Annotated in this window: 17 protein-coding genes; 6 read left to right on the forward strand and 11 right to left on the reverse strand. The window is 47.8% G+C overall.

Annotated features, from left to right (window positions below; all coding sequences use genetic code 11):
- Positions 1-360 precede the first annotated feature (360 nt).
- The 3 genes from ACK2WI_RS17725 to ACK2WI_RS17735 all read left to right on the forward strand — a co-directional run bounded on the left by ACK2WI_RS17725 (position 361) and on the right by ACK2WI_RS17735 (position 3,294).
- Entirely contained in the window at positions 361-516 is a 156-nt protein-coding gene (locus ACK2WI_RS17725; protein WP_409151802.1) for a hypothetical protein, read from the forward strand.
- A 138-nt stretch (positions 517-654) separates the two neighbouring features.
- Positions 655-777 carry a hypothetical protein gene (locus tag ACK2WI_RS17730; RefSeq protein ID WP_409151803.1) on the forward strand — a complete coding sequence of 41 codons (123 nt, stop codon included), beginning with the start codon at positions 655-657 and terminating at the stop codon, positions 775-777.
- 843 nt (positions 778-1,620) lie between these two features.
- Positions 1,621-3,294, forward strand: coding sequence for a hypothetical protein (locus ACK2WI_RS17735; RefSeq protein ID WP_409151804.1), 1,674 nt, complete (start codon positions 1,621-1,623; stop codon positions 3,292-3,294).
- Positions 3,295-3,706: 412 nt separating this feature from the next.
- Here the strand turns inward: ACK2WI_RS17735 and ACK2WI_RS17740 are convergent, their stop codons facing one another.
- The 4 genes from ACK2WI_RS17740 to ACK2WI_RS17755 form a co-directional block, all read right to left on the reverse strand.
- Positions 3,707-4,876, reverse strand: coding sequence for a hypothetical protein (locus ACK2WI_RS17740; RefSeq protein WP_409151805.1), 1,170 nt, complete (start codon positions 4,874-4,876; stop codon positions 3,707-3,709).
- 74 nt (positions 4,877-4,950) lie between these two features.
- On the reverse strand, positions 4,951-5,700 hold the full coding sequence (locus tag ACK2WI_RS17745) for a LytR/AlgR family response regulator transcription factor (protein ID WP_409151806.1): 750 nt from the start codon (positions 5,698-5,700) through the stop codon (positions 4,951-4,953).
- Entirely contained in the window at positions 5,697-6,746 is a 1,050-nt protein-coding gene (locus tag ACK2WI_RS17750; RefSeq protein WP_409151807.1) for a sensor histidine kinase, read from the reverse strand. The genes ACK2WI_RS17745 and ACK2WI_RS17750 overlap by 4 nt, the downstream gene beginning before the upstream one ends.
- A 66-nt stretch (positions 6,747-6,812) precedes the next feature.
- A complete protein-coding gene (locus tag ACK2WI_RS17755; RefSeq protein WP_409151808.1) occupies positions 6,813-7,805 on the reverse strand; it encodes a hypothetical protein in 993 nt (330 codons plus the stop codon).
- A 1,030-nt stretch (positions 7,806-8,835) separates the two neighbouring features.
- Between ACK2WI_RS17755 and ACK2WI_RS17760 the strand changes: the two genes are divergently transcribed.
- Positions 8,836-9,330 (forward strand): MauE/DoxX family redox-associated membrane protein, encoded by a 495-nt coding sequence (locus ACK2WI_RS17760; RefSeq protein ID WP_409151809.1) that lies wholly within the window; start codon positions 8,836-8,838, stop codon positions 9,328-9,330.
- Positions 9,331-9,349: 19 nt separating this feature from the next.
- The gene (locus tag ACK2WI_RS17765) at positions 9,350-9,655 is read left to right on the forward strand and encodes a hypothetical protein (RefSeq protein ID WP_409151810.1); all 306 of its coding nucleotides are present in this window, start codon (positions 9,350-9,352) and stop codon (positions 9,653-9,655) included.
- A gap of 45 nt (positions 9,656-9,700) precedes the next feature.
- On the opposite strand, the gene ACK2WI_RS17770 is transcribed toward ACK2WI_RS17765, so the two are convergent.
- The 3 genes from ACK2WI_RS17770 to ACK2WI_RS17780 are packed head-to-tail and all read right to left on the reverse strand — an operon-like array spanning position 9,701 to position 15,783.
- Positions 9,701-11,194: a TlpA family protein disulfide reductase gene (locus ACK2WI_RS17770; protein ID WP_409151811.1), complete on the reverse strand. Its 1,494-nt coding sequence runs from the start codon at positions 11,192-11,194 to the stop codon at positions 9,701-9,703.
- A 2-nt stretch (positions 11,195-11,196) separates the two neighbouring features.
- Complete coding sequence (locus tag ACK2WI_RS17775) at positions 11,197-12,543, reverse strand: RagB/SusD family nutrient uptake outer membrane protein (protein WP_409151812.1); 1,347 nt, start codon at positions 12,541-12,543, stop codon at positions 11,197-11,199.
- Between the two features lie 9 nt (positions 12,544-12,552).
- A complete protein-coding gene (locus ACK2WI_RS17780) occupies positions 12,553-15,783 on the reverse strand; it encodes a SusC/RagA family TonB-linked outer membrane protein (protein WP_409151813.1) in 3,231 nt (1,076 codons plus the stop codon).
- 970 nt (positions 15,784-16,753) lie between these two features.
- Here ACK2WI_RS17780 and ACK2WI_RS17785 point away from each other — a divergent pair.
- Positions 16,754-16,987 (forward strand): helix-turn-helix domain-containing protein, encoded by a 234-nt coding sequence (locus ACK2WI_RS17785; RefSeq protein ID WP_409151814.1) that lies wholly within the window; start codon positions 16,754-16,756, stop codon positions 16,985-16,987.
- Between the two features lie 471 nt (positions 16,988-17,458).
- On the opposite strand, the gene ACK2WI_RS17790 is transcribed toward ACK2WI_RS17785, so the two are convergent.
- The 4 genes from ACK2WI_RS17790 to ACK2WI_RS17805 form a co-directional block, all read right to left on the reverse strand.
- Positions 17,459-19,384 (reverse strand): polysaccharide biosynthesis protein, encoded by a 1,926-nt coding sequence (locus ACK2WI_RS17790; RefSeq protein WP_409151815.1) that lies wholly within the window; start codon positions 19,382-19,384, stop codon positions 17,459-17,461.
- Positions 19,385-19,846: 462 nt separating this feature from the next.
- Positions 19,847-22,240: a GumC family protein gene (locus tag ACK2WI_RS17795; protein ID WP_409151816.1), complete on the reverse strand. Its 2,394-nt coding sequence runs from the start codon at positions 22,238-22,240 to the stop codon at positions 19,847-19,849.
- Positions 22,241-22,258: 18 nt separating this feature from the next.
- Positions 22,259-23,017: a polysaccharide biosynthesis/export family protein gene (locus ACK2WI_RS17800; protein WP_409151817.1), complete on the reverse strand. Its 759-nt coding sequence runs from the start codon at positions 23,015-23,017 to the stop codon at positions 22,259-22,261.
- A 127-nt stretch (positions 23,018-23,144) separates the two neighbouring features.
- Positions 23,145-24,281, reverse strand: a complete 1,137-nt coding sequence (locus ACK2WI_RS17805; RefSeq protein WP_409151818.1) for a DegT/DnrJ/EryC1/StrS family aminotransferase — start codon at positions 24,279-24,281, stop codon at positions 23,145-23,147.
- Between the last annotated feature and the right edge of the window lie 12 nt (positions 24,282-24,293).

Genomic DNA, 24,293 nt, shown 5'->3' on the forward strand with positions numbered 1-24,293 from the left:
GCCCGCTTAAGGTAAATAGTGCACATTCCACTTGTCCAGCTGGAAATTCTGGGTGTGCGGAAATTAAAGGGACCGGGGGGCGGACATGCACCGATTTCCCGAACGCGGTCTGGTCAACCTTCCCCCCCGCCAGGATCCTCATGGCACCGCCAGGGGCACATATCAGTAGGGGGCCATCATGAACATCCCCTGAACCGCGGGACCGGACAGTTAGGGAAATCCGTGCCTGGGGGGGGGGAAATCAACTCAGGGGCGCGGTATGCGAAGCTCGGTGACCATGAAGCCCAGCGTGACCATGAAAGGGACAAAGGGGAACCCAGCTCCCCTTCCTTCCCCTGATCCAGGCCTGACCCAAATATCGTGAGGGAGCCAAGACCAACCATCGATTGGCGCAACCGAATTACCAGCACCAAACTGAGTAAGGATGCCATCCCAAGCTTTTTCATCGTCCATTTTTTAGGACAGGTCATGGTTGAGGTAAACCACTTGTTAGGTCAAATAATTACCGATGGATGAAACACCTGTTAATTTAAACGACAAATCAGCTCAAAATAAGGAAACTATTGCCGTCAACATTTCCGTTCCCGGGCATTTGTACGGGATTTGTTATATAAATGGAAACATAACGGATCAAAGAACTTAAAACCTGGAAAAATGGAAAGAATCGAAAAGAGAGCGAAAAAACTTGGACTGGAGAGAGGATATTACCTATTGCTATTGGCAATCCTTGGTATAGAGGATCCGGACCATTCCGACAATCGTCCACTAGCCAAGTAGGCTGAAACAACTATTTATACTACCATACGGGTGCCTTTTATCTCTAGAAGGCACCCATTATTTTTACATTGACCCTGTTCTATTAGGTTCGGGTGGCGAACCCAAACAGTCGTCAAGGAAATATTGTTTTCCAAAAAGTCGAAGGTCCATTTCCGCCTCAGCGCCGCTGTCCGTCCCTGATCTCGGGCGACATGCTGCCAAATGGCGCACAATACACGCAGTGCCCGCACTTGGGTTATACCGACTGGAACATTGGCAAAGTCCCAATGGGCCCGCTGGCCGGAATGGGTGGTAGGCGTCCATAAAATTGACTGCTTGCTCTTGCCCCCCTACCCTAGGAAAACCCATATATCCACGCATTTAATTTTAGAGTGGGCCATGGGGGTCCATGACCAATCACCGCCCGGTCCAACGGCACCTGCACATTGTGACCTAATTTATGGCCCATCGATGGACCTTGGGGCTCTCCAATTCACGTAACTGCGGGATAATACGGCCCCTGTAGGAGTCTGGCTACAGATTATTTTTATCCCTCCTCCTAATCAGGTACAGTACCTGCCAATCACTAACTTTGCCCAGCAAAATCACAATTGACCTCCAAGTCACTTGGAAGATCAGGTTCCTTAATTAAAAATTCAGAGAAATGGAAAAAACAGGTGGGAGATCAAGGGCATACCTCAGTCCCGAGATATCCGTTACGTTCATAGAGCTAGAGGAAGGCATCGCAAGTGGATCTGCATCGATCAGGCCAGTGGGCCAGGATGGGGACTTTCAGCCCAGTGAGAAATGGACGGAGGAAAAATTCACTGATGACGTTAGTTGGTAACCAATAATTGATTGAACATGAAACTCAACAATAAGATCGCATTCTTCTTCCCTATCCTATTGATCGCGCTACAAACGCTGTACTCCTGCAAAAAGGACGGGCACGACGGGCAGGGCCCGGAAGGCACGAGCATATCGGTCAGGCTCTTGGGACAGTCAACCATGGAGGCACGGGCAAAGGGCCCCTCCCTGTCCACCGGAACCACCCTGGCCTCATCGTCCACGATGGAAAGGACGGTGCACCGGGGATATACGGGCTCGGCAATCATGCTCGACGGCAGGCATTACCTGGATGTAAGGGTCGTCCCCGTAACACCGGAAGGCAGTGCCGCCATGCCCGCTTCCAACGGTAATCCGGTAACCGGTCCCGGTTCCAGGGCATCCGCGGTATCCAAGACCTCCGCATTGGCCCCGAACACCGCATACCAGGTAGTCATATACAGGAACAATAAATTCGTCCAGCAGCGCACATTTTCGGCCAACGGCAACAACAAGCCGTTCTCGGGCCTGGAGCCGGGTGGGGGTTACAGGGTCATTTCCTATTCGTTCGGCAACCAGACGGTAAGTCCGGTGGGAACGAGCGAAGAACTGGCAGCGACAGGTCCATCGGTACCCGTGGGGGATGACGACCGTTTCATGTACTTTTCGACCGGCACCTTCTCCCTTGCAGCAGGGAGCGACAATCCGATCGATATCCTCCTGGACAACAAGATCGCGGAGATCTCGGCGGTACAGCTGAACGTTGCCTCGGAATCCGTACCGGGCAACATAGTTTCCATCCGCGAGGTAAAGATAGAATCCAACATCTCGGGTTCGGCAAATCTGCACAGCGGAAACCTTTCATATCCCCAGGATAAGGAGCTCAAGGGCATACCTTTTCCCGCCAACAGTAACGGCAGGACCGTAACCTCGTCAAATACGGGGCCCATCAAGATAGGCCTGCAGGCTGCCCAGGCAGCAGCGAACCTGTTGATCGGGTCCATCACGATCGGCTCGGTGACCAAGAACGACCTCAAGGTGCCTCTGCCTCTCACACAAGGAACCCGGTACAGGATCGAGCTGAACATCAGGGAATTCACTTCGGATGGCATCCAGATCGGCGATCTGATCTGGGCACCGGGCAACCTGAAGGCCGAAAGGACCAATGGATCCTGGAGCTATGGCTTTCATTCCAGCCAAGAGAACTATTCCGCCAATGAGAGCGGGGGCGACTATTGGATGGCCGGCAAGGAAATACCAGGCAGGTCACATACGGACATGAACTATCCATTTTCAAGATATGGGGACTACCCTTCGGGAGATCCCTGCAGGCTGGTATCCCCCGAATGGAGAACCCCAGGTGACAGCGACTTCAGAAAGCTCATGGCTGGGGCCAGATACATGGGGAACCCGGGGATACCCGGAAAGTACGGCAAGAACAACGTCTCCGGGAGATACTTTGGACCTGTGGAGCTCAAGGAGGCCCCAACCGATCCCGCCCAGCAGTCAAGGTACCTGTTCCTTCCGTTCACTGGAAATTTCGTAAACTACAATACCGGCAGGCAGACCGTTGAGGGAGCAAACTACTGGTCAACGAACGTACAGGGCGCCGAGAACTATTCGACCCTTCACGTGAGGCCATCGTACTCGAGCCTTGGAGGCTGGTGGAAGGTGGAGCTGAACCCTATCCGCTGCGTCAGGGACGCAAAATAGGTCGCCATCGGCAGGACGATCCCCGAAACCGTCCCTAAACAAAGGCATCCTGTTCCGAACCGGTTCATCAATAAGGCATATAATGGCCCATACCCGAAGGACGGCCGTCCTTCGGGTATGGGTACAGCTCTGGGATAGAGGGAATGCAGTTGCAGTCCCGCAGATGGGAACGGTGAATTTTGCAGGCGGATCGGCTTTCACTCCCGGACCATCGCCCCGGCTGCTCCCCCAGGGCAGGTGTGTTCCGTGTTTCGGTTACGGGTCACTTGCCAGGAGCGGTGCCGCCCGTCCCTGAATGTCCGTAACAACGGAAACTTCCCTGCCCCCGGTCCGGCATCGACCTGTACCCACCCAGGATCGGAAGCAAGGTGCTGGTCGCATGTAACTCAACGCACAATCTCGGAACCTTCTTTCAGTATCTGCCGGCCCTTTCCAGGAGCCCCTGGAGCGTCCCGATGACCTTTGAGAGGTCCCTCTCCTCTGGATGGTAGGACTTTGACCGCAGGGAGCCCGGTGAGAGGGAAGTCCTGTCAGGTGTACTGAGAAAGGGCACGATCGTGGAGTACACCTGGCTCAGCGAGCGTGCATCGACCACCCTCTCCTCGTCCAGCAGGCGCAGGATGATCGCTATCTGGTCAGCTGAGAGGTTACAGGTCAGCTTGTTGACATTCCTCTTCCTGAACCCATTCAGGATCCCGTCCTCTCCAACTGCCCGGATCGCCCCGCTGCAGAAGTTTATCTCGCTCTCCAGGAAAGATTCCACGAAACTGCCGACGGAAAGGTAACCGGGATTCAGCCACAGGTCTTCCTTCCTGTGCAGCTGTGCAAAATCCCTCTGGATATCGAGCAGGGCCAGCAGCGTCTCCTTCGCCCCCCGGCACTCCTCCCCTAACCTGGACCTTATCCTCGAGAGGATGATGTCCATGCACCGTTTGCTGTTGAAGTTAACGTACACCAGGAAACTTTCCATGGCGGTGAAGTGGCCACTTTGGTGGAGCGGGTCCCAGTCGCCCAGCCTCCGCAGGAGTTCCTCCATGTAGGTCACGGACCGGCGGGTCAGCGGGACGCTCGGTTTGCGGTCCACCTGGGTAAAGTCCAGGACCTTTTGTGCGAACGCCTCGCCGATCTCCCCTTCTGGAATGTCTTCCCTCAGCTGCAGGAACCTTTCCCTCAGCTCAGGCAACTTCCTGAGCCTGGAACCCTTCCCAAGCGCGAGCTCTGGTCCCAGGATTCCGGGATAGGCCGATTCCAGGTTTTCAAGGATGGATCCCATACTTCGCAGGACCTCTGCGGCTATATGCCCGGTACCTGCCCGGCCAGTAGAGCGCTCGCTGGCCGCCCTGTCCATCAGTGCGCTCGCCCGGACATAGAGGGCATTGATATTGCGGGAGACCCCCTCGTCCAGCGGCCTGTCCAGGGCAGAACGCCTGATCTTTGCCAGGAACCGGTCCGTTCTAGCGGCTATCTCCGCCACCAGGTCTCCCTGTGCCCCGCTGGCCTCCGAAGGGACGTGTTCCCCGCTGCTGGTCCTGTCCAGTAGTCCATCAAAATAGTTCATTACCTTTAGGTTTAATTTTTTCATCTTTCGTTTTTCCAAGGGAGGACCCCATGGTATCGGAACGGCACTTCGGTGCCGTGCTTACCCTCGATGAAGCGTCACACCTGGTTGAACTCCAGGAAGGCCCTGAATTCAGCGTACTTGGCAAGGTTACCTACCGGAAGCAGTTTCCCATGGTTGACCATCCTTACCTTCCTTCCGGTGTATGAATGGAAGAACTTGGTGTTGATGATCACGCCCCTGGCACATTGTTTGAACCATTTCCTGGGGAGCCTGGAATAGACATGGGCAAGGGTCGAATTGCAGATCAGCACCTCGGTATCGGTGGCCTGGTGTATCAGGACCAGCTTCCCGCTGGCCTGCAGGTACAGGATGTCCTTGAACCACACAATCCGGCCGATGTACTTCCCGTCCTTCTTGATCTGGAGGAAATCGTACCAGTGCTCGAGTGAGTCCAGGTCCCTGCCCGTACCTTCATCCAGTCGGATGCGGGAGTCCAGGCGGTCAAGCGCAATGGCGAACCTGGGGTAGCTGACCGGCTTGAGCAGCACGTCAACGGCGTTCATCAGGTAACCCTGGTCCTCGAAGTGCCGGAACCCTGTGTACACGATGAACCGGATCCCGCGCTTTGGCGCGGCGGAAATCCAGTCGAACCCGTCCATCCTGGACCCCAGGTCGATATCTATTATGGCCAGGTCCACCACATTTTCCCTCACGTGGGCAAGGGCCCTGATCGGATCGGTGAAGTGTGCGTCTACCTGGACCAGCTCGGTCCGGTCAAAATATTCCAGTAGCAGGTCGATGCTGGACTGCTGGTCATCAATGATGATGGCGTGGTATTTCCTCATTTCATTCTATGTTTTGTGTCATAATATACTTCCAGCTCTACGATGTACGTCCCCCCGTGCGGGCGGTGCCTTAGCTCAAAGCCGTCCCCGAAAACGAATTCAAGCCTTCCCCTGAGGTTGGCCAGGCCCGTTCCGTGGCCCTGCTGCCTCCCTTTCGCCGGACCTCCAAGGGGGTTCACCACGCGGATCCCGAACCCGTCCCTGCCGGCACGGATGGAGATGCTGCCCCTGGGTCCTTCCCCAGAGATCCCCCCGTGCTTGAATACGTTCCCCACCAGCGTGATCAGCGTGGTCGCGGGGACCGAAGCGGACCCCATGTCCCCTGAGAGCTCCCAGAGGAATCCATCGGAGCGCCCCGATATCCCCTGCTCGACGGCAATGAACTGCCTGGCCGCCCTGATCTCGTCGGACAGGAGAACGGTCCTGGGGGCATTTGGATCACACGAGGCCATGAAATGGTTCATCAGCGAATACAGCTCGAGCACCCCCTGGCGCATCTGCGGGGAGGTCCGTGCCAGATGGCCGTCCAGGGACTGGAAGGCATTGGCGAGCATGTGCGGGGAGACCTGGTGGGCAAGGACGGTGTATTCGTAACGGCGCCTCTTTGACCTTTCCCGGTCCTCGCGCCCCTTCCATATGTCCCGGAGCCTGAACTGGTACCGCAGGAGCGCAAAAACCGTAAAATTGCCCACCAGCTTGAGGTAGGTCTGGGCGAACATCCTCAACTTGAAGTCCCCGCCGGTCATGTACTCGTCAAAGGCCGATCCCCAGTGCGAGGAGGGGTGGGAAAGGAGATAGAGCACTGCCAATGCAATTGCATACACTGCCGAGGCCGTCAGTGCGGCCGCCAGGTACCTCCTGTTGAAAAGGAGCACGTTCAGCGCATGGGATATCCCGTAATAGACGAACATGAACAGGGGCATGGAACACAGTGCGGTCACTATGCCCAGGTCCCGGTTCCCCAGGGCGTTGACGGTGTAGAAATAGAATCCGTAGAGGATCCAGGCAGCGGTGTGCCTGAAGAGCGTTGTCCTTATTGCGATCATAGGCCGAATTGGTCTGGCAGGGCCCAAGCGGGCCCGCGGTGATCCCCCCAATTTATGAAATATTTTTCAGAACCAGCCCCCTCCCCCTGGGGCCTCCGGACACCCGGGGGGCACCAGGGGGTACTTCCTGTAGGTATACCTGTCCAGGGCATATGCCCTTTTCCCGTCGGTGAATCCCAAAAGCCTCCCTTGCGGTCCCCACCCACCAATGTGGGATCTGGGCAGGCTATGGCGGTGCAGGTACAGAAGGGCCTCCCATCGCTCGGGGCACTCCAGGAGCGCCTGCTGGAACTTTGCATACAGCAGCCCGAGGCCGTCCCGCACAGAATCTACCCTTGACCCTCTCCGGGGGAGTTTGTAACAGGATATGCTCCTGCCCTCTCCCATGGGCTGGAACGGTCCGGGGGAATGGTCCAGCAGTAGATGGACCTCAAGGTCCAGCAGGTGGGCGATTTCCAGGTACCCCGAGCGCACCATCACTGCAGCGCTGCCGAGCTGGACCCTTGCGAGCCCTTTTCCAGCTGGGTCCCGCCTGGCGCCGTGCCCGCCATCGGCATAGACGAAGATGTGCGCTCCGGCCTTCACCATCCCGCGCAGCCTGAAGAACAGCGAGGGGTCATCTGCGCTTGCCAGGTAAAGCCTCCCCTGGCCCGCACTGGGCATTCCGGTCCCCATTAGCCCGGCATGGTATTCCCCATAGGCAGCCAGCAGGTCACCCGAGAGCACGACGCACACGGACCTCCCGCCGGCAAGCAGCTCCAGGGGAAGGGTACGGTAGGAACCGAAATGGAAGCTGACGTACATGGCGGGGCCGGCGCAGGAGAGTTCTCCCAGGTGGGCCTGGGGGGATATCTTTCCCAGTCCATCCCGGAGGTCCAGCCTGGCCTGCCATGATGCGTAGTCCTTGAGCCTGCGGTAAACGGCGGTCTGGCCCCGCAGGCCGTATCCGGGAAAAATGTGGCCCATGTTGGCAGAAAAATAGGCGAATTCAGTTGATATAGGTAGAAATGACACCCTGTCGGTGTCACCTGGGAGTGGTTGCGGTTCTCTGTTGTGCATATTGAACGGTCCATCGGTCGGCCACATGGATGTCGCAGAGGGGCCTAAGGGGGAATGCGCACGGTTCTTGCCGTGCGCAGCTCCTCGGGCGGTCAGGGAAATACGATGTTGCATTTCGGGTCTTCCCCGGTTACCTCGCTCAGCTCCCTTGTCTCCGCCCCGGAAAGGGGTAGGTCAGAGAGCATGCCATAGCGAAACTCTCGCAGTTGACATTCCATTGTTGGGTCCTCCAAATTAATTGTGATAATTTCCTGGTCTCGCACCAGGTCTGCGGCTTCAGGCCTCGAAGACTTCTGTGGATCCTATGCTAAAGATGGTAGAACTTATGGATACCTGCAAACCAAAAGGTCCCAAAAAGGGATTGCGCGGGACGGATCCCGGCAAACCTCCAAAAAATGGAAAAAACAGCATCCTGTACGTTAAAAACAGCATCCTGCGCAGCAGAAAAGAATATAAAATACTGATAACCAGCACACTACAACAAGGTACAGGATACCTCTCTGGGCGAATTTACCCATCAAGTCTGCCCCGATACCGGGATATTGTCCCGCATTTGGCCTACGATCCCACCTACCTTCTCTCAGTACCGCCAAAAACAGAACCTGGTCCCTGGAATTATCACCTGGGGGAATTCCGTTCCAGATTTCCAGATGTTCTGCGGAACTTTACATGACCGGTCGCAGCCACCTGCACCTACCGGAAAGGGGAGCCGGGCCATGAGCGGAAAGCCCAAACCGGACCGGATACAATATGAGCCGGTAATCCCGGGCATTTGCCGATGGAACGCTGAAGGTCCATTAATTTCCCGCCGCTGGCCATCCATCCGTTCCGGGACGTGACCGCGAAGACCAAGGGATTCCGCTCCGATGATATAACCGATAAAATCACACTGACCATGAAATTGACACCGAAGAAACATGCCGTATTCCCCCCGTCCGGGGGAGGATCCAATAAAACAGGTTGCCCAGGGGATAAGATTCTTTTGGCACAGAAACTCCATGACCATTTCCTTAGTCCAAAAATTACCGATATGCAGAATTATTCAGACGATCCAGGTACCGGCCACGGCAGATATCCGTGCTCGGTACCAACCAAAAACAGACCCTCTCTATCCCGTCCCCTTGGATGGCGCAACTTGGTGAGACTGTCCTATGTCTTCCTGTTCGCCTACACTGGTTACAGTAAACTATTGGACCACGTCCCCTTCACAAAGGGGATCTCCAGGGTCCCGATCATCGGCCATTTCCCAGAGGCCATCGGATGGGGCATTCCTATCCTGGAGCTCGTGCTGGCCCTGGGCATGGTCGTACCGGAACGCCGTGTCCAAAGACTTTCCTTTGGGCTCTCGGTAATCCTCATGGCCATATTCACGCTGTACCTATTGCTGATGGTCAGCCTGGTGAAGGAGAAGCTCTGCCACTGCGGCGGGGTGATCGGTTCCTTGGGATGGACGGAACACCTGGTCTTCAATGTGGTCATACTGGCACTGGGAATCTGGTCCTCTGGAAAAAAAAACATATTATAAACCATAAAAGAACAACATCATGAACAACTTCAAAAAATTATCGGGTTCGTTCCTACTGGGACTGACCGTGATTGGACTTGCCGTAAGCGCCAAGGAAATCTCCAGGCAATCCAAGGCCAGTGATTATCGCTTTATCAGGGTGTCAGGAAGTAACAGTTCCACTAACCCATTGGACTATGAGTACCATCCGGCAGAAATATGCCTTGACACCGATCCAAGTAAGAACTGCAGTGCAGAGTGGTCGGAACCAACCGCACCTTCGGTCGGGGACAACCCCACCGGCACCATGGTAGCAGGGTCCCTTCAAAAAGGGGATCGTCTGTAAACAGAGTTATAACCAAAGGCCTATCCCAACGGATAGGCCTATTTTTTATTTTGCCCTGTACGCCAAATCTATTGTCCTCAACAGTCCTTCCGGCCCGTCATATCTAAGGTCCTGCGATGAGGTACTGAAGATCCGTCCCTTCGTATCGAGCAGTACAGGTTGGGGGAATCCCACCAAACCGAATGTCTTTACGATCGGCGATGCCGTACCTCCCTCCAGGAGGACGTTCACGGCTTCCCCGGAAGTATAATCACCGGAACTGACCGATTCCAGCCAGACGTCCCTATCCTTGTCCACGCAAAGGGTCACGAACACCACTTTGTCCCTATCTGCCTTTTTCGCTGCATGGGAGATAACGGTCTGGTAATATCCACTACATCCCGCACATCCCGTAAACCAGAAATCGATAAAGACCGCCTTCCCCCGAAAGTCGGACAGCCGGAAGGTCTTTCCATACTGATCGGTGAGCTGCATGTCGAGATAGGAGGTATCCTCGGTTCCCTTCATGACGGACTGTCCGAGTTCTGCTGTAAAGACAGGGTCCCTGACATCCCGGCTTAGACGCTTTCGCGAATAGGCCAGCTGCTGGGTATCCAGGGGCCGTGAATTGTTGATAAAGAAGATAGTAAGCAACCTTTCCTTCAACCTTCCATGGAACCCCGTAAACAGGCTATCGTAATCAAACCGATTTTCGATCTTCATCTGGATCCCTGTCCGGAACCCAAGATAGGCCGGATAGAAAAGAGAGCTGTTGATGACCTTTTCCGGGAACTTTTCCTTTAGGTCCATTTCTACAAAAAGTCGGGAATACGCTTCTTGGAGCGTCTGCTGGTCGGGACAGTCCCGAAAGTACCCGGGCGTCCTCTTCAGGAGGAAAATGTCGATCATATCGAGGGCCACAGTATGGTCCATGGACATGATTTCCAGATACATCCGTGCATAGTCACTTTCAGGGATTTCATGTCTTGACCTTTCCAGGAGCGAAAGCTTGCCGGAGCTGACATAATCGAACCTTTCCTTGATCATTGCTCCGATATCGGCAATGGATCTTCGGTCAAAGACGGACGATCGGAGGTCCCACCAATTGTTGGAGCTTACCTTATCGCACAGCACAATGGATTGCCAGGCCCGATATTTTTCCGACCCCTTTCCAGTGAAGGTAATGTCCTCCAGGGTACTGCCCTCTATTACTATGCTATCACCATTATCAATCTTGAAGACCGACGTTACAAAGGGGCTCAACAGCGTCCCCCTTTGGCTAAATCCCCAACCATAACGGAAATAGGTCTCCTCACCCGTTGGCAGCTGGAATACGTACCTGCCCTCAACGGGCATGACAGGGAATCTCACCCTGTTCTTGGACTGAGGGAAGTTATGCACATTTACGATCTCGTTCCAGTATTCAACGAACAAGGTGTCACCCAGGTGTCCTTCCGGGGCAACGATCTCTATTTCCGAACTCTCTTGGGCCAATGCCGTACCGGCACCCGACAGGAGCGCGGCGATGCATAACCAATAACATACTAGTATTTTTTTCATAATCAACGTGGGTTTTGTTCTAATTTATTGTATTGCACCTCATTTTCAGGGATGGGATAAACGTACAGGCCTGAATTGGGCTCCAATCTGTAGCGCGATCCATTGAGTTCCCGGGTTATCACCTTGGCGTACCTTGGGTCCCTGTTCAGCCGGCGGAGATCACTCCACCTGATCGAACGGAAAGCCAATTCCTTGCGCCTTTCCTGAAGGACCCTGTCCAGTGGGTCCTGCGCAAGGGCCAGCTCAGGATCCCCCTGGTACCTGTTCTTCAGCAGCACGCCAAGGGTTTCCATCCCCTCCCCTGATCTCCCCGTCCGGACCTGGCACTCTGCCATGATCAGCAGGACCTCAGCTTGTGTCAGTCCACAGAACGGGAAGAACCTGGTCCCCCTGTAATTCCCCCTGAACTGGATGCCCTTGGCAGACCGGCTGTAGAGTATGGACTTCCTGAGGTCATCCTGGGAATACGAATCAAAAAGCAGCGTGTCCACCAGGCCAACCAGGTTGGCATGGGCTGCGTACTGTGACGTCTCGGCATGCCATATCACCTCCCGGTTAAAGGTCGGGATGGGGCTGGAAAGCGTCGGATCGAGAGAACTGTAGTCCAGCAGGGATTCCCTGCTGCCCTTGACCTTCGAGGCCCAGAACAGGGCCTTTCCATAATCATCCATGGCCAGGTAGACCCTGGCCAGCATGGCCCGGCCCGCCGTAGCGGAAGGTCGGGTGGGCGAGGGTACCGATTCAGGGAGCAGGGACTCTGCCTGGGTGAGATCTGAGATGATCTGGTCATAGGTCTGCTTCAGAGTGGACCTCCCAAGGACCTTGGCGGGCTGGGAATCAAGGTTCAGCGGCAGGCCCAATCCGTTCGGTTCAGTCCCGTCATATGGCCTGCAAAAATGGTCCGCCAACATCCAGTAGCATACTGCCCGGTAGAACAGCGCCTGGCCCTTCAGTGAATTATAGGCTGCAGTTTCCGGACCCGCCTTACTGGCGAGCCCCTCGATCTCGTCCAGGACTATGTTAGCCTGGAAGATCTGTTTATAGCCACTGTTCCAGATGCCCACTTGGGCACCCTGGAAGACATCCTTGGCCCAGATATAGGAATTGCGCTCCAACGGACTCCCCAGGGAGTTCCAGATGGCATCCGTCAGGTAGATATCATCGGTCCCCAGTTCTCCCAGTCCAGGCAGGTTTACGCCAAAGACGGTCCTGTTGTCCAGGAGCAGCTGGTATTCTTCGATAGTTGTGGGAACGGTGAGCGCCAGGTCGGGCTTCTGGTCCAGCCATCCCTTTTTGCAGCCCGTCAGGGCGATAATTGCCGCCGACAATATGTACATCAAGTTTTTCATAGGTTCTATTTATAGGTTAAACGATATCCCAAGTGCGTAGCTCCTGGATGATGGTATCCCACTCCTGGGGAAATCAGGGTCAAGATCAAGGGAACTCCCCTTCCACAACAGCCCTACATTGTCCATGTAGAAGCTCAGTTTCGGATTCCTGACCGCCCTGAATATGGAGCTCCCCTTTGGGAAACTATAACTGAAGGAAAGGTCCTGGAACCTAATCTGCGAGCCGCTCTCCACAAGGGCCTCGCTCCGCAGGTAGAAGGAATCCCGGTTAGGGTCCGATGGGTATGCCATGGAAGGCGTCGAGGTTGTCCTTTGGTCACCTGGCGAGGTCCACCTGTCCTCAAAGTCCCTGTGCATGCGGCCGGAGGAATAGAGCTGTCCGTAGTTCACGCTGCTGCGCCTGACAAAATATCCCAATTTGAACATCAGGTTGAAGGACAGCTCCATCCCCCTGAAGGACAGCGTGTTCCTGAAGCCTCCAAACCAGGTCGGTCTTGCCGGTCCTGAATATACCAGGTCTCCGTAGTCGGAAGGATTAACGAGCTCTTGGTAATCCTTGCTGATGTTCCCCTCACCGTCCGTCCCCTGGGGATCGCCCGTCTGGGGGTCAAGTCCCCGCCAAGGCAGACTGAATATTCCATAGACAGGTCTGCCCACGACCGGAGAGACCTGGTCCCCGCCCCCCGCTACGGCAGAGGGAAGGGCCGCTGCCGAATATTCCGTGATCCTGTCCTTTGTCCAGCTTACCAGTATGTTGGAATTCCAGGATACGGGACCGTTCAGGGCCTGGACGCCCAATTCCATGTCCAGTCCCTTTCCTGTCATCTGTGCAAAATTGCCCCTGGCCTCGGTAAGTCCCGATGAAGGGGCCAAGATCTGCTGTCCCATGAGGTCCCTACCGTGCTTGATGTAATAGTCCAAGGAGAGGTCCATCCTGCCCTTCCAGGCAGTTATATCTGCACCAAGGTTCAGCGTTGAGACCTTTTCCCATCTCAGGGAGGAATTGCCATAATTGGAAACATTTGCATATGGGAGCTTGGAGAGTTCGGCGAAACTCCCTGCGACCTTAAGCGTGGTTACGGCCGCTGCGCTCCGGTCCAGGTTACCGCTCCATCCATAGGTCATCCTGAGGACCGTCTGCGGAAACCAGGCCACCTTATCCAGGAATCCCTCGCGTGACAGGTTCCACTTCACTCCAGTGGACCACAGGGGTACGGACCGCTGGTTGGACCGCACGCCGAAAAAGTTGGACTGATCGATCCTTGCACTGCCGGTAAGGACGTACCGATCCAGGTAGGTCATCCCCACATTTGCATAATACGACCTAAACCTGTCCCAATACCTATTGGAGGAAGAGCCCGCGGGAATGGATGCATTCCCTGATGGGTTCAGGGTGAAATAGTCCACATGGTCCACCTCCCCTATGCTACCCGAGCCGGGCTGGTAACCGTAAAAGGTAAACGTTTCGGAAGTTATGGTCTGCGACCTGGCCTCCAGGCCGGCGATAGCGTCCATGGAGAACCGATCGCCCTTGAGCCGGTAATTGAGCTGACCCCGGAACTGGTTGGAAAGGGTCCTTGTTCCGGCACCTGACATGATGTCCCCCAATGGCATATTGTATCCGACAACACGCCCCGTAGGATCGAGCCTTGAATACCTGTTGACCTCATTCCTGGTATGGAAACTTTCCATCTTCCTAACGGTCTCTGTATCGGAGAACCCACCAAGGTACTGGTACTGCACCTCGGCCTTCAGGTTATCCAATATCCTATAGGAGATCCGTGGGTTGGCCCTTACCGTAAAGTCCCTTAGCATTGTGGTCTGGAGGTCATCGGACAGCTCGTCCATGGGGAAATATCTCCAGTCCAGGAATCCCCTGTCCGCTATCTGGTCAAGATAGAATGGCGATATCCTGGAAAAAACCGGCTCACTCCCGGTGAGAGAGGCATAGGGATATAGCGTGCCGTTAAATGCGGATGTCGCATTATTTAGAGCGGGGTTCCTCTCAGAGCCCAGGAACAGCAGGGCGAACGATCCCTCTATCTCCCACCTCTGGCCGATCCTATAGGCATCGTTCAGGACAATGGTCGTCCTATCATCCTTGTTCCTTACCTGATCCTGGAGGTTACGGTCGTAGCCAATGGAGGAATAGTACCGATGGACACCGTTCCCACCCGATAGGGAGGCGAAATATTGCTGTTTGACCTGGTTCCTGTAGAATTTTGAAAGGAGGTACTTCCGATAATCCATATTTTCCCAGTCTTTTTGCATCTGCTGGAACTCCCGGTCGCTCAAGTCTCCATCTCCGTTTCTTTTCCGGGCATATACATAGGGAGATATTACGGGAAAACCTGGATTGTCGAGCGTGTTCTGATAAAAGCCCAGGTCATAGAGTTTCGCCTCCAGCTCGAGATAGGAACTGGAAGAGATAAAGTTGGGGTCAGCGTACAGGTCCGGTTTGCTGAAATAGGTAAGGCCCGAGCTAATGGAAATTTCAGGGGCCGTTACAACCCTGTTCTTCTTGGTATTGATGACGATCACTCCGTTTCCGGCACGTACGCCCCAAATTGAAGCCGCCGCCGCATCCTTCAATACCGTAATGGACTCAACATCGTTTGGATTGATGGATTCGATATTGCCCTCGAATGGGAAATTGTCCAGAACGATCAGTGGCTGGGAATTCGAATGTATGGTGCTAAGGCCGCGAATGTTCATTTCGTTCCCGTCCCCAGGTGCACGGATGCCCTTACTGTTGAACACCAGGCCGCTTGTTATGCCCTCGATCCTTTCAAGGACATTGGACTGTATCCTGTTGCCGTACATCAATCTGTCGGGAGAAGAAAAGCTCCCAGTGGCCCTTTCTTTGGGGATATCTTGGTATCCGGTGCTCAGGACCTGCACTTCCTGGATCTGATTCCCCTCTGGGACCAGGAAGATATCGGTCAGGCCTGAGATCTTGGTCAAAAGAATGCTGGTATCCCTGAATCCGAGGTGGGATATGGCCAGTCTGTCAGATTCGAATGGTCCCTTGAGCAAGAACATGCCGGAGGCATCGCTCATCTCAACGAGTTTACCGATCCTAACGGTGGCACCCTGCACACCCTGGCCGGTCAGTGCGTCCTTTATTGTTCCCCTGATTTCAGTTTGCCCATTTGCCCCATTTAGGGGCTCCTGGGCGTCTAACTGATTATTAAACAAACTGAAACAACATGAAAACAATAGTAAGATTAATTTCTTCATTGATAATTCGGGAAGGCCTATTGTCTCCACCCTACTAAGAAGGATTGGGGCAGGCCTTAAGTGTAGTAAATTTTTGATCAGATAATTTAGTTTCATTGGTAGAATGATTGCAAGAACACCTGCTTAAACATGGGTCCCCTGTAGTGAATAGTTGACCAACCTAAAAAAGTCTTTGTAAATTGCATCTCATAATAGGATACCAAGAACTGATTTTCAGGTAATTTGGAAAAATACCAGCCACCCTCACGGATCTTTAGCCCCGTAAGCTCTTAAAGGAATTTTGACAGTCTGGAAAAATTAACCTAGCTTTAGATTGTCGAGAAATAAACAGGGTTATTAGTCCTAACTATGGTCAATGGGCCTTTGCTTTTTTTGAAGGATGACTGGAGGAACAGGATTACATAAGGGGTTCGGCCTGGAAACTATGATTCAAAGGCCCCTTCTGTTTCCTGATATTTTGACAGATAATTATTCTGGTGAACAGAAGATGTTCTTAAACAAAATTGTTTTGGAAAACCATGATCTGTGCAGTTTGCGCATTACATGAAAGTTTTTCCTAGCGGATTTTGAATTCGTTTTCATATTCATTTTAGTTTATAAAAACGATGTGACTCGATAAGGCTTATTCAGTTCTTATTGAATTAGAAAATCAATAGGACGAACCTTGCAACTTAATGGTTGTGGGAAACCGGCATGGAACCCTTGCAGTATAACCTACTCGAGATTTTTCTGCTATCACCTCCAAAAAGATTGACGCAAAGCTCGCCCTATCGGGTACTTTATCAACGAAGATATAAATAATCCAATAGATAATGGCGAACTCGCGATCTTCTCGTAGGTAAAATTGCCGGTTTTCTCAAACGAGAGACATCGTATGTGAAATAAAATTCACATTTATTGTCGCATTAATATATTCAAATATAAAAATAAAAATTGGCAATATTGCCAATTTTTTAGAAAATAATTATTCATGATAAATAAATACAAAAATATCTATCAAAGAATTGGTGATAATCTCAAAAAAGAAAGAAAAAAAGCTCTATTGACACAAAATCAATTAGCACAAAAAACAGCACGATTGGATAAATCTAAAATAAGTAATATTGAAAATGCCAAAGAAGACTTTATGTTTTCCACCTTACTGGAATTAACAAATGCATTAGAAATAGAAATTGATCAATTGTTCAGAAAAAAAACCACCTAATTAAACCAGATTAATCTACAGTAATTTTAATATTTGGACATTCCCCCTTCTATATGAATAATCTGGTCATGTTGACCCCTTTCTGCCAATATTGACCAGAATATCCCTTCACTTCACCGTATTCTTACTGATGGAAAGGTGATGGCCTATTGTTTTAATGGGATAATCCTCCCTGTGCAATCGTATTAACTGTTTGATCTGACTCATGTCTCTTGATTTACCGGCCATTGTATTATATAGTGGTCAACATCGTCCAAGAATAAAATGACCATATCAAGAAAGAAGAGTCAGCTTGCTCCAGAATAAATTGCCCAAACCCTTATTTGAGGGGTCAATATCCACCAGAATTCTTTAACAAATTCTAAATGCAGATGGCGATTTTTTATTTGTCCAGATTACTGAGGTTAGCTTTCTACAGAATATTCATATATTTCAAAATTGGTAAGAATACCAAATAAAACACAGAATATTTTATTTAATAACCTCCACTTTATCTAACCGTTCGAAAACTGAGTTCTTAGAAATATATTCAGGTACTATTACCTTGATCAATTCTACAAGAACCATTGGGTTATGGTTAGCTCCCTGTTCGGCTACCTGAGTACAAAGGTTTTCGATCCTTCTCATATTCAAATCCAATTCCTCTGTCCTTACCCTAGCAATCATAATTTTCTCATGATGAGTCTTGGTTGTATTCTCATTATCAGCCAATAGTTCCTCATAAATTTTCTCACCAGGTCTTAACCCGGTCACTTCGATACCAATATCATCGGGATAATTATAACCCTTCAAGCGTATCATACGAATCGCAAGATCCATGATTTTCACCGGCTTACCCATATCAAATACGTAAATCTCTCCACCTTGCCCCATTACTGCTGCCTCTTGAACCAATTGACAGGCTTCAGGGATCGTCATGAAATAACGGGTAATATCTTGATGGGTAACTGTTAATGGTCCGCCTCGCTTCAGTTGCTTTTCAAACAATGGAATAACTGAACCATTAGAACCAAGCACATTTCCGAACCGAGTAACTATAAAGTTGGTCCTACTGTTTTTATTCAATGCAGAAACATAGATTTCTGCTGCTCTTTTCGTAGCCCCCATCACATTCGTAGGGTTCACAGCCTTATCGGTTGAAACCATGACAAACTTCTCGACGCCATATTTATCGGCCATGTCGGCTAAATTCTTTGAACCCCAAACATTTGTTAAAATTGACTCATATGGGTTTTGCTCCATCAATGGAACATGTTTATAGGCTGCCGCATGAAAGACAATATGCGGTCTGTAATGTTCAAAAACAGAATCCATAAACTGTCTATCACGTACATTGCCCACCATAAAAATAGTATCCTTATGGCAATTTGCCTTGAGCTCCTGTTGGATGTCGTATAATGCAGACTCAGCCTGATCTACCACAATCAACTTTTCAAAATCAGTAAAACTGATCTGTCTAACCAATTCTGACCCAATCGAACCAGCACCTCCAGTCACTAAGATTACCTTATCACGCATCATTTCGTGAATTAACGGATTTTCCAGTTTAATGGCCTCTCGTCCTAAAAGATCGTCAATCTTCAGGGTTCTCAACTGCCTGGTCGCTACTTTACCGCTCATCAATTTCGCGGATGTTGGCATAATCTTTAATTTAACTGGCAATGGTTCTATTTGGGAAGATATCTTGGATAAGCGATCCTTATTATTGTCATCAAGAGCAATAATGATACTATCAATTTTAAGCCTCTCAACAAATTCTTTGGCCAAGCGGTCCATACTGATAATCTTATAACCATTGATAAGCTTGCCAATCCTATTCGGATTATCATCAGCAAAGGCCACGACCTTAACTTTTTTCCGAGTATCATTTCTCAGAAGGTTCAGGGTAGTGGTTCCCATATTCCCAGCTCCAAAAATCAAAACATTTTCAACTTCACGACCTCGGAAAAAGAAGTTTTCATAGATAGTCCTATAAAATACCCTGGCAGCTACCAAACAAACCGTTGTAAAGAAAGCATGGGTAAATAGAACGGCATAAGAAGGCCTAAAGAACTGGCTGAAACTCGTTTGATCAAAGTTCATCCGAACTATAGTCGAAACAACCATCAATATTGCCCATGCCGCAAAAACTGCCTTGAATATTCCCCATGCATCACGAAAACCAGTCTGGCGAACGATGCCTCTGTAGGTTTTAAAATATAAAAATGAGCTGTAATAAACTACTGCCAGAAAAATGGATTTCTTGAACATCATTTCTATAGCAAATCTACCCTTAAAGCTATTGATCACAAAATTCGAAAGGTAATAGCAAAAAACCACTATTAGCATATCTATAAGCAAGATAACCCATCTTGGGCTGTCTTTTTTGAAGTATCTTCTCAGGCCAACTATATCCATTAATAATTAATATTTCAATCTAAAAATTGAACTCCAAACCAAAAGGGAAAGGTTCGCGCTCCAAGCAAACATTAACAAAGTTGATGCCATAATGCACTAAATAACTAAGGGTTTTATAAAAGTTAAATATTGGTCGAGCAGCAATTTGCTGTCAATTCGATATTTCGATTCGATTTTTACTTGATATGGTGGATACCAAAGAAGTATTAAAAATAATTCAGTAGTCAAATATGTAATTCGTAGTGAGGATACTAATGTGCAATTATTTAATGAAAGTTTACCAAAATTGAATAAGAACCAAGAAATGATACCACCTGCGAGAAAACATATTTTTATTGAAAAATAGGCTGTCAGATTTATCTTACAGCCTATGTTTCAACTCCGTTCTGTCTAAAATTTTATTAAACGAATTAAATTAAAGATATTTTAAAAATAATTTTAACTTTTAATGGGACATCAAAGTTATTTTCCACTAAATAGTTTTTTAAATTGTTTCATCAATTTCGCTCTCAACGATACAGAGCTCGCATCCACATAGCCGTAGCCGTAGCCATAACCATAACCGTAGCCATAGCCTCTAGCAAAATCGACATCATTTAAAACAACTGCCATATTACGCAATTTTCCTTGTTCATATAATTCTTTGGGAACATTCAACAAACGTTTATCTAAATAATTCGCGCGGGTAACATACATTGTCAGGTCTGCAAACTCCGAAATTAACAAGGTATCTGTTACCAAACTTACTGGAGCTGTATCTACAATGACATAATCATAATTCTCGCGTCCATAATCAATCACCTCCCTAAAATGACCGTTCATTAATAACTCGGCAGGATTTGGAGCAATATAACCTGAATAAATTATGTCAAAATCATAAGGCGCTGGCTTACGAATGATGATATTATCTACTGGCATATCGGGATTAATCAAATATTGTGTAATACCAATATTGGTATGTTGCAAATGTGCCAAACCCAAATAATCAAGAACCTTAGGCGAGCGAATATCTGCACCGATCAACAGCACTCTTTTACCAGACATTGCTAATATTCTAGAAATATTCGTTGACACAAAGGATTTACCTTCACCAGAGGTAGTTGAGGTCACGAAGATCACTGCAGAATCTTTTTTGGCACCAAGCATAAATGATACGTTCGTCCTTAAAATACGGAATGCTTCTGCCAACGATGAGCGGTCATTATCTTTAACTACTGGATCCTCTGAACTTGGGATCTCTCCTAATATTGGAGCACTAAATTTTTCCTCAATTTCTTTCCTAGAATGAACTTTGTTATCCAATAGGAACCTCATGTATAAAATTCCAAATGGAATAATAAATCCAGCAATGATTGCTCCAAGAAGTACAATTATCTTTTTTGGGGAAACTGGTTTATCAGAACCATATGCTTCATCTACAACCTTTAAAATGGCTGGAGTTGCAGCAGCCTGTATTTCGGTTTCTTCTCTTTTTTGAAGTAAAAACAAATACAAAGATTCAACAATTTGTTGCTCTCTTGAAATATCTTTAAACCCCCTTTCCTGATTAGGTAATGAGTTTAATTTTCCTTCAAACTTATTTTTCTGATTTTGCAATGAACTAACATTACTTTGTAAACCTTTCTTATAATTTTCCAGAGAAACCTTGAGGATAATCCCCAACTCATTAATATTCTTTGTAACATTCTGAACCACAGGATTATCTGAAGTAGCAGATTTTAATAAGTCCTCTTTTTCTAAAACTAACTCATTATAACTATTTACAGTATTTATTATAGACTGATCGTTTACACCTAAATTACTTGGCAATAAACTTCCCTCATTTGAATTAATTGCCGAACCAATCATTTCCGCTATTTTTAATTGAGTTTGATATTCAACTAATTTTCTTTCATTATCGGAAGCATTCTGCATATACAATTGTAGTTCAGAACTCATATCAACCATATTATTGCGATCTTTGTAATCCGCAACTTTAGAGTCTGCTTCAGCTAGATTCTTAGAAATTAAATCCAACCTTGAATCAATAAATTGAGTCGTGGCTCTACTTAATCTAGTTTTATCTTCAGTCACATCTTTATTGTATTGATCAATAATGGCATTAAGAATTAATTCCGCTTTTGGGATATTGCCGGAATTTATGGAATAATTAACAACATAGGATTGCTTTTCTTTATTGGGAGAAATTTGCACATCATTCAACAGTTTATCAACTGCTATATTGACAGGCACAAAAGAAATCACAATTTCCGAATCGAAATCTCTTTTATTCTCTTGAGGAAGAAGCATAATCGGACCTAACGGACTTGCTATTTTCTGCCCTAATAAATAATCTCTACTTCCATTCAAGTCATCAATTAAAACAAGTTTATTCCCTTTTCTCTTTATTGAAAAATCATATTCAACCGAATCTAGCCTCATATGATCTGGCTCTAGAATTATCATTCGAAAAGGCGATTGATTTTGTACCAATTCAGAAGTCTTTAAATTGCCTTTCGCAAAATAACTAATATTCAATTTGTTTTGTTCTACCACCTTATTAAATATCCTTCTTGATTTCATCACGTCAATTTGGTCCAAAACAAATGCGGTTACCGAACCTCCTCCCGTAAAATTGGCCAACTCAGTTAACCCCGATAGTTCACCTGAAGCTTTATTTTCATCTTGTAACAATATTTTTGCCGAAATATTATAAATTTTATTTGCGTATCTTAAAAAAATTAATGCAGTAAGAAGACAAAGGAAAATTGAAACAACAAACCATTTCCAATAATAGGAATATTGTTCAAATAATTGTTTTAAATTAATCTCTTGGTCTTTAGACTCATCAGCGATTGATGATTGAATGTTATTCATAGAAAACAAATTTATTTATTAACGAACAACTACAGCTACAATTGTAATAATTAAGCTTGCTATTGATACAAAAATAGAAGTATTCTGTGTATACTTTGAAGACTGAATCCTAGCCCCGTTAGGTTCGACATAAATAACATCATTTTGAGCCAAATAATACACTGGAGAGTTCAAAAATTCCCGTTTTGTAATATCCACCCGATACTCTTTTTTCATACCATCCTGTTCCCGAATTACCAAAATGTTATTTCGAACACCATTAATTGTTAAATCTCCTGCTAAACCTAGTGCTTCTAAGATTGTAATTCTATCATTATTAATAGAAAATGAACCTGGAGATTTTACTTCGCCCAGAATAGTGACCTTAAAGTTTCTAATCTCCATGCTAATTCCCGGATTAACGATAAAACGCGAGACTTCCGATCTTATTAAATCCATCGCTTGCGTTCTTGTTTTACCAGCTAATTTTAACTTACCTATTTTTGGATAATCAATCTCGCCATTAATATCAATCGCATATGTTGGTATAAAAGGATTTGTATTTTGAAGAGTTCCTGAATTATTATATGGAGAAATCTGGTTAAATGGAGCTGATGCTCTAATATCATCAGCTGTTATAGAAATAGCCAAAATGTCTCCAGGCTGAAGTTTTGGAGCATTTAACTCGTATGAAGTATGCACCTCAGTAGAATCCGGTTGAAAGTAAACCAAATCTTTCCTAGATGCACAGGAGCTGAATAAGCTCAGAATAATTACTAAACACAGGAGTATTCTCATTTTTTCAAATTTACAATGAAATCGACGGTCAAAAATTGAACCAATAATAATATTAAACCACAAATGTAGGATTTTAACAATAATAAATATTTTTAAAATGGTATTTTTCTATCGTGGGGGATTAACTTTATTTTTTAAATATTCTTAAAATATTAATTTTAATACGCTCTCTTTCCAAATCTGATAAATTTGATCCAGAGGGAAGGCAAAGCCCCTTTTCAAATAAGTTTTCAGAAACATTCTCTCCATAATATGGTGAGTCAGCAAAAATTGGCTGTAAATGCATGGGTTTCCACAAAGGCCTAGATTCGATATTTTGGTCTAATAAACTTAACCTTAATTCTTCTCTAGTAACCCCAGCTTGTTCAGGATCAACTAAAACAGCTGATAACCAATGGTTAGAAAAATAATCAGAATTTGACTCAACTAAAACCTCAACTCCTCTAATATTTTTAAATAAATCAACATAAAATGCGGACATTGCTCTTCTAGAATCTATCCTATCTCTCAAAACTTCCACTTGTCCTCGCCCAATACCTGCACAAATATTTGACATTCTATAATTATAACCAATTTGGGAATGTTGATAATGTGGTGCATTGTCCCTAGCCTGAGTAGCTAAAAATACCGCTTTATTTTTATCTTCCTTAGAATGACAAACTAATGCCCCTCCTCCAGATGTGGTAATAATCTTATTACCATTAAAACTTAATACCCCAAAACGACCAAAAGTACCACAAGCTTTTCCTTTGTAGGTAGACCCTAATGCTTCAGCTGCATCTTCAATCACAGGGATTTCGAATTTATTTGCAATTAAAAACACTTCATCAACTTTGAAAGGCATTCCATATAAATGGACTGCAATAATTGCCTTAGGCTTTTTACCTTTTGAGATTCTATCAACAATTGCTTTCTCAAGTGCTTCCGGACAAATATTCCAAGTTTCCGATTCAGAATCTACAAATACGGGAATCGCTCCTTGGTAGGCAATTGGGTTTGCTGAAGCAGAAAAGGTCATCGATTGACAGATCACTTCATCACCATATCCTACACCACATTCGATTAATGCTAAATGCAAGGCTGCTGTACCTGCAGATAATGCCGCGATTTGAACATCAGCATTCAAAAACTGTTCTAAACTCTTTTCAAATTCATTCACATTAGGGCCCAAAGGTGCTACCCAATTTTCCTCAAACGCTTGATGAATATAATTCAATTCGTTGCCCCCCATATGTGGCGAAGAAAGCCAAATCTTATCTGACATGATTAATATGTT

The organism is Sphingobacterium sp. BS-2, from assembly GCF_046161205.1.
GTDB lineage: Bacteria > Bacteroidota > Bacteroidia > Sphingobacteriales > Sphingobacteriaceae > Sphingobacterium > Sphingobacterium mizutaii.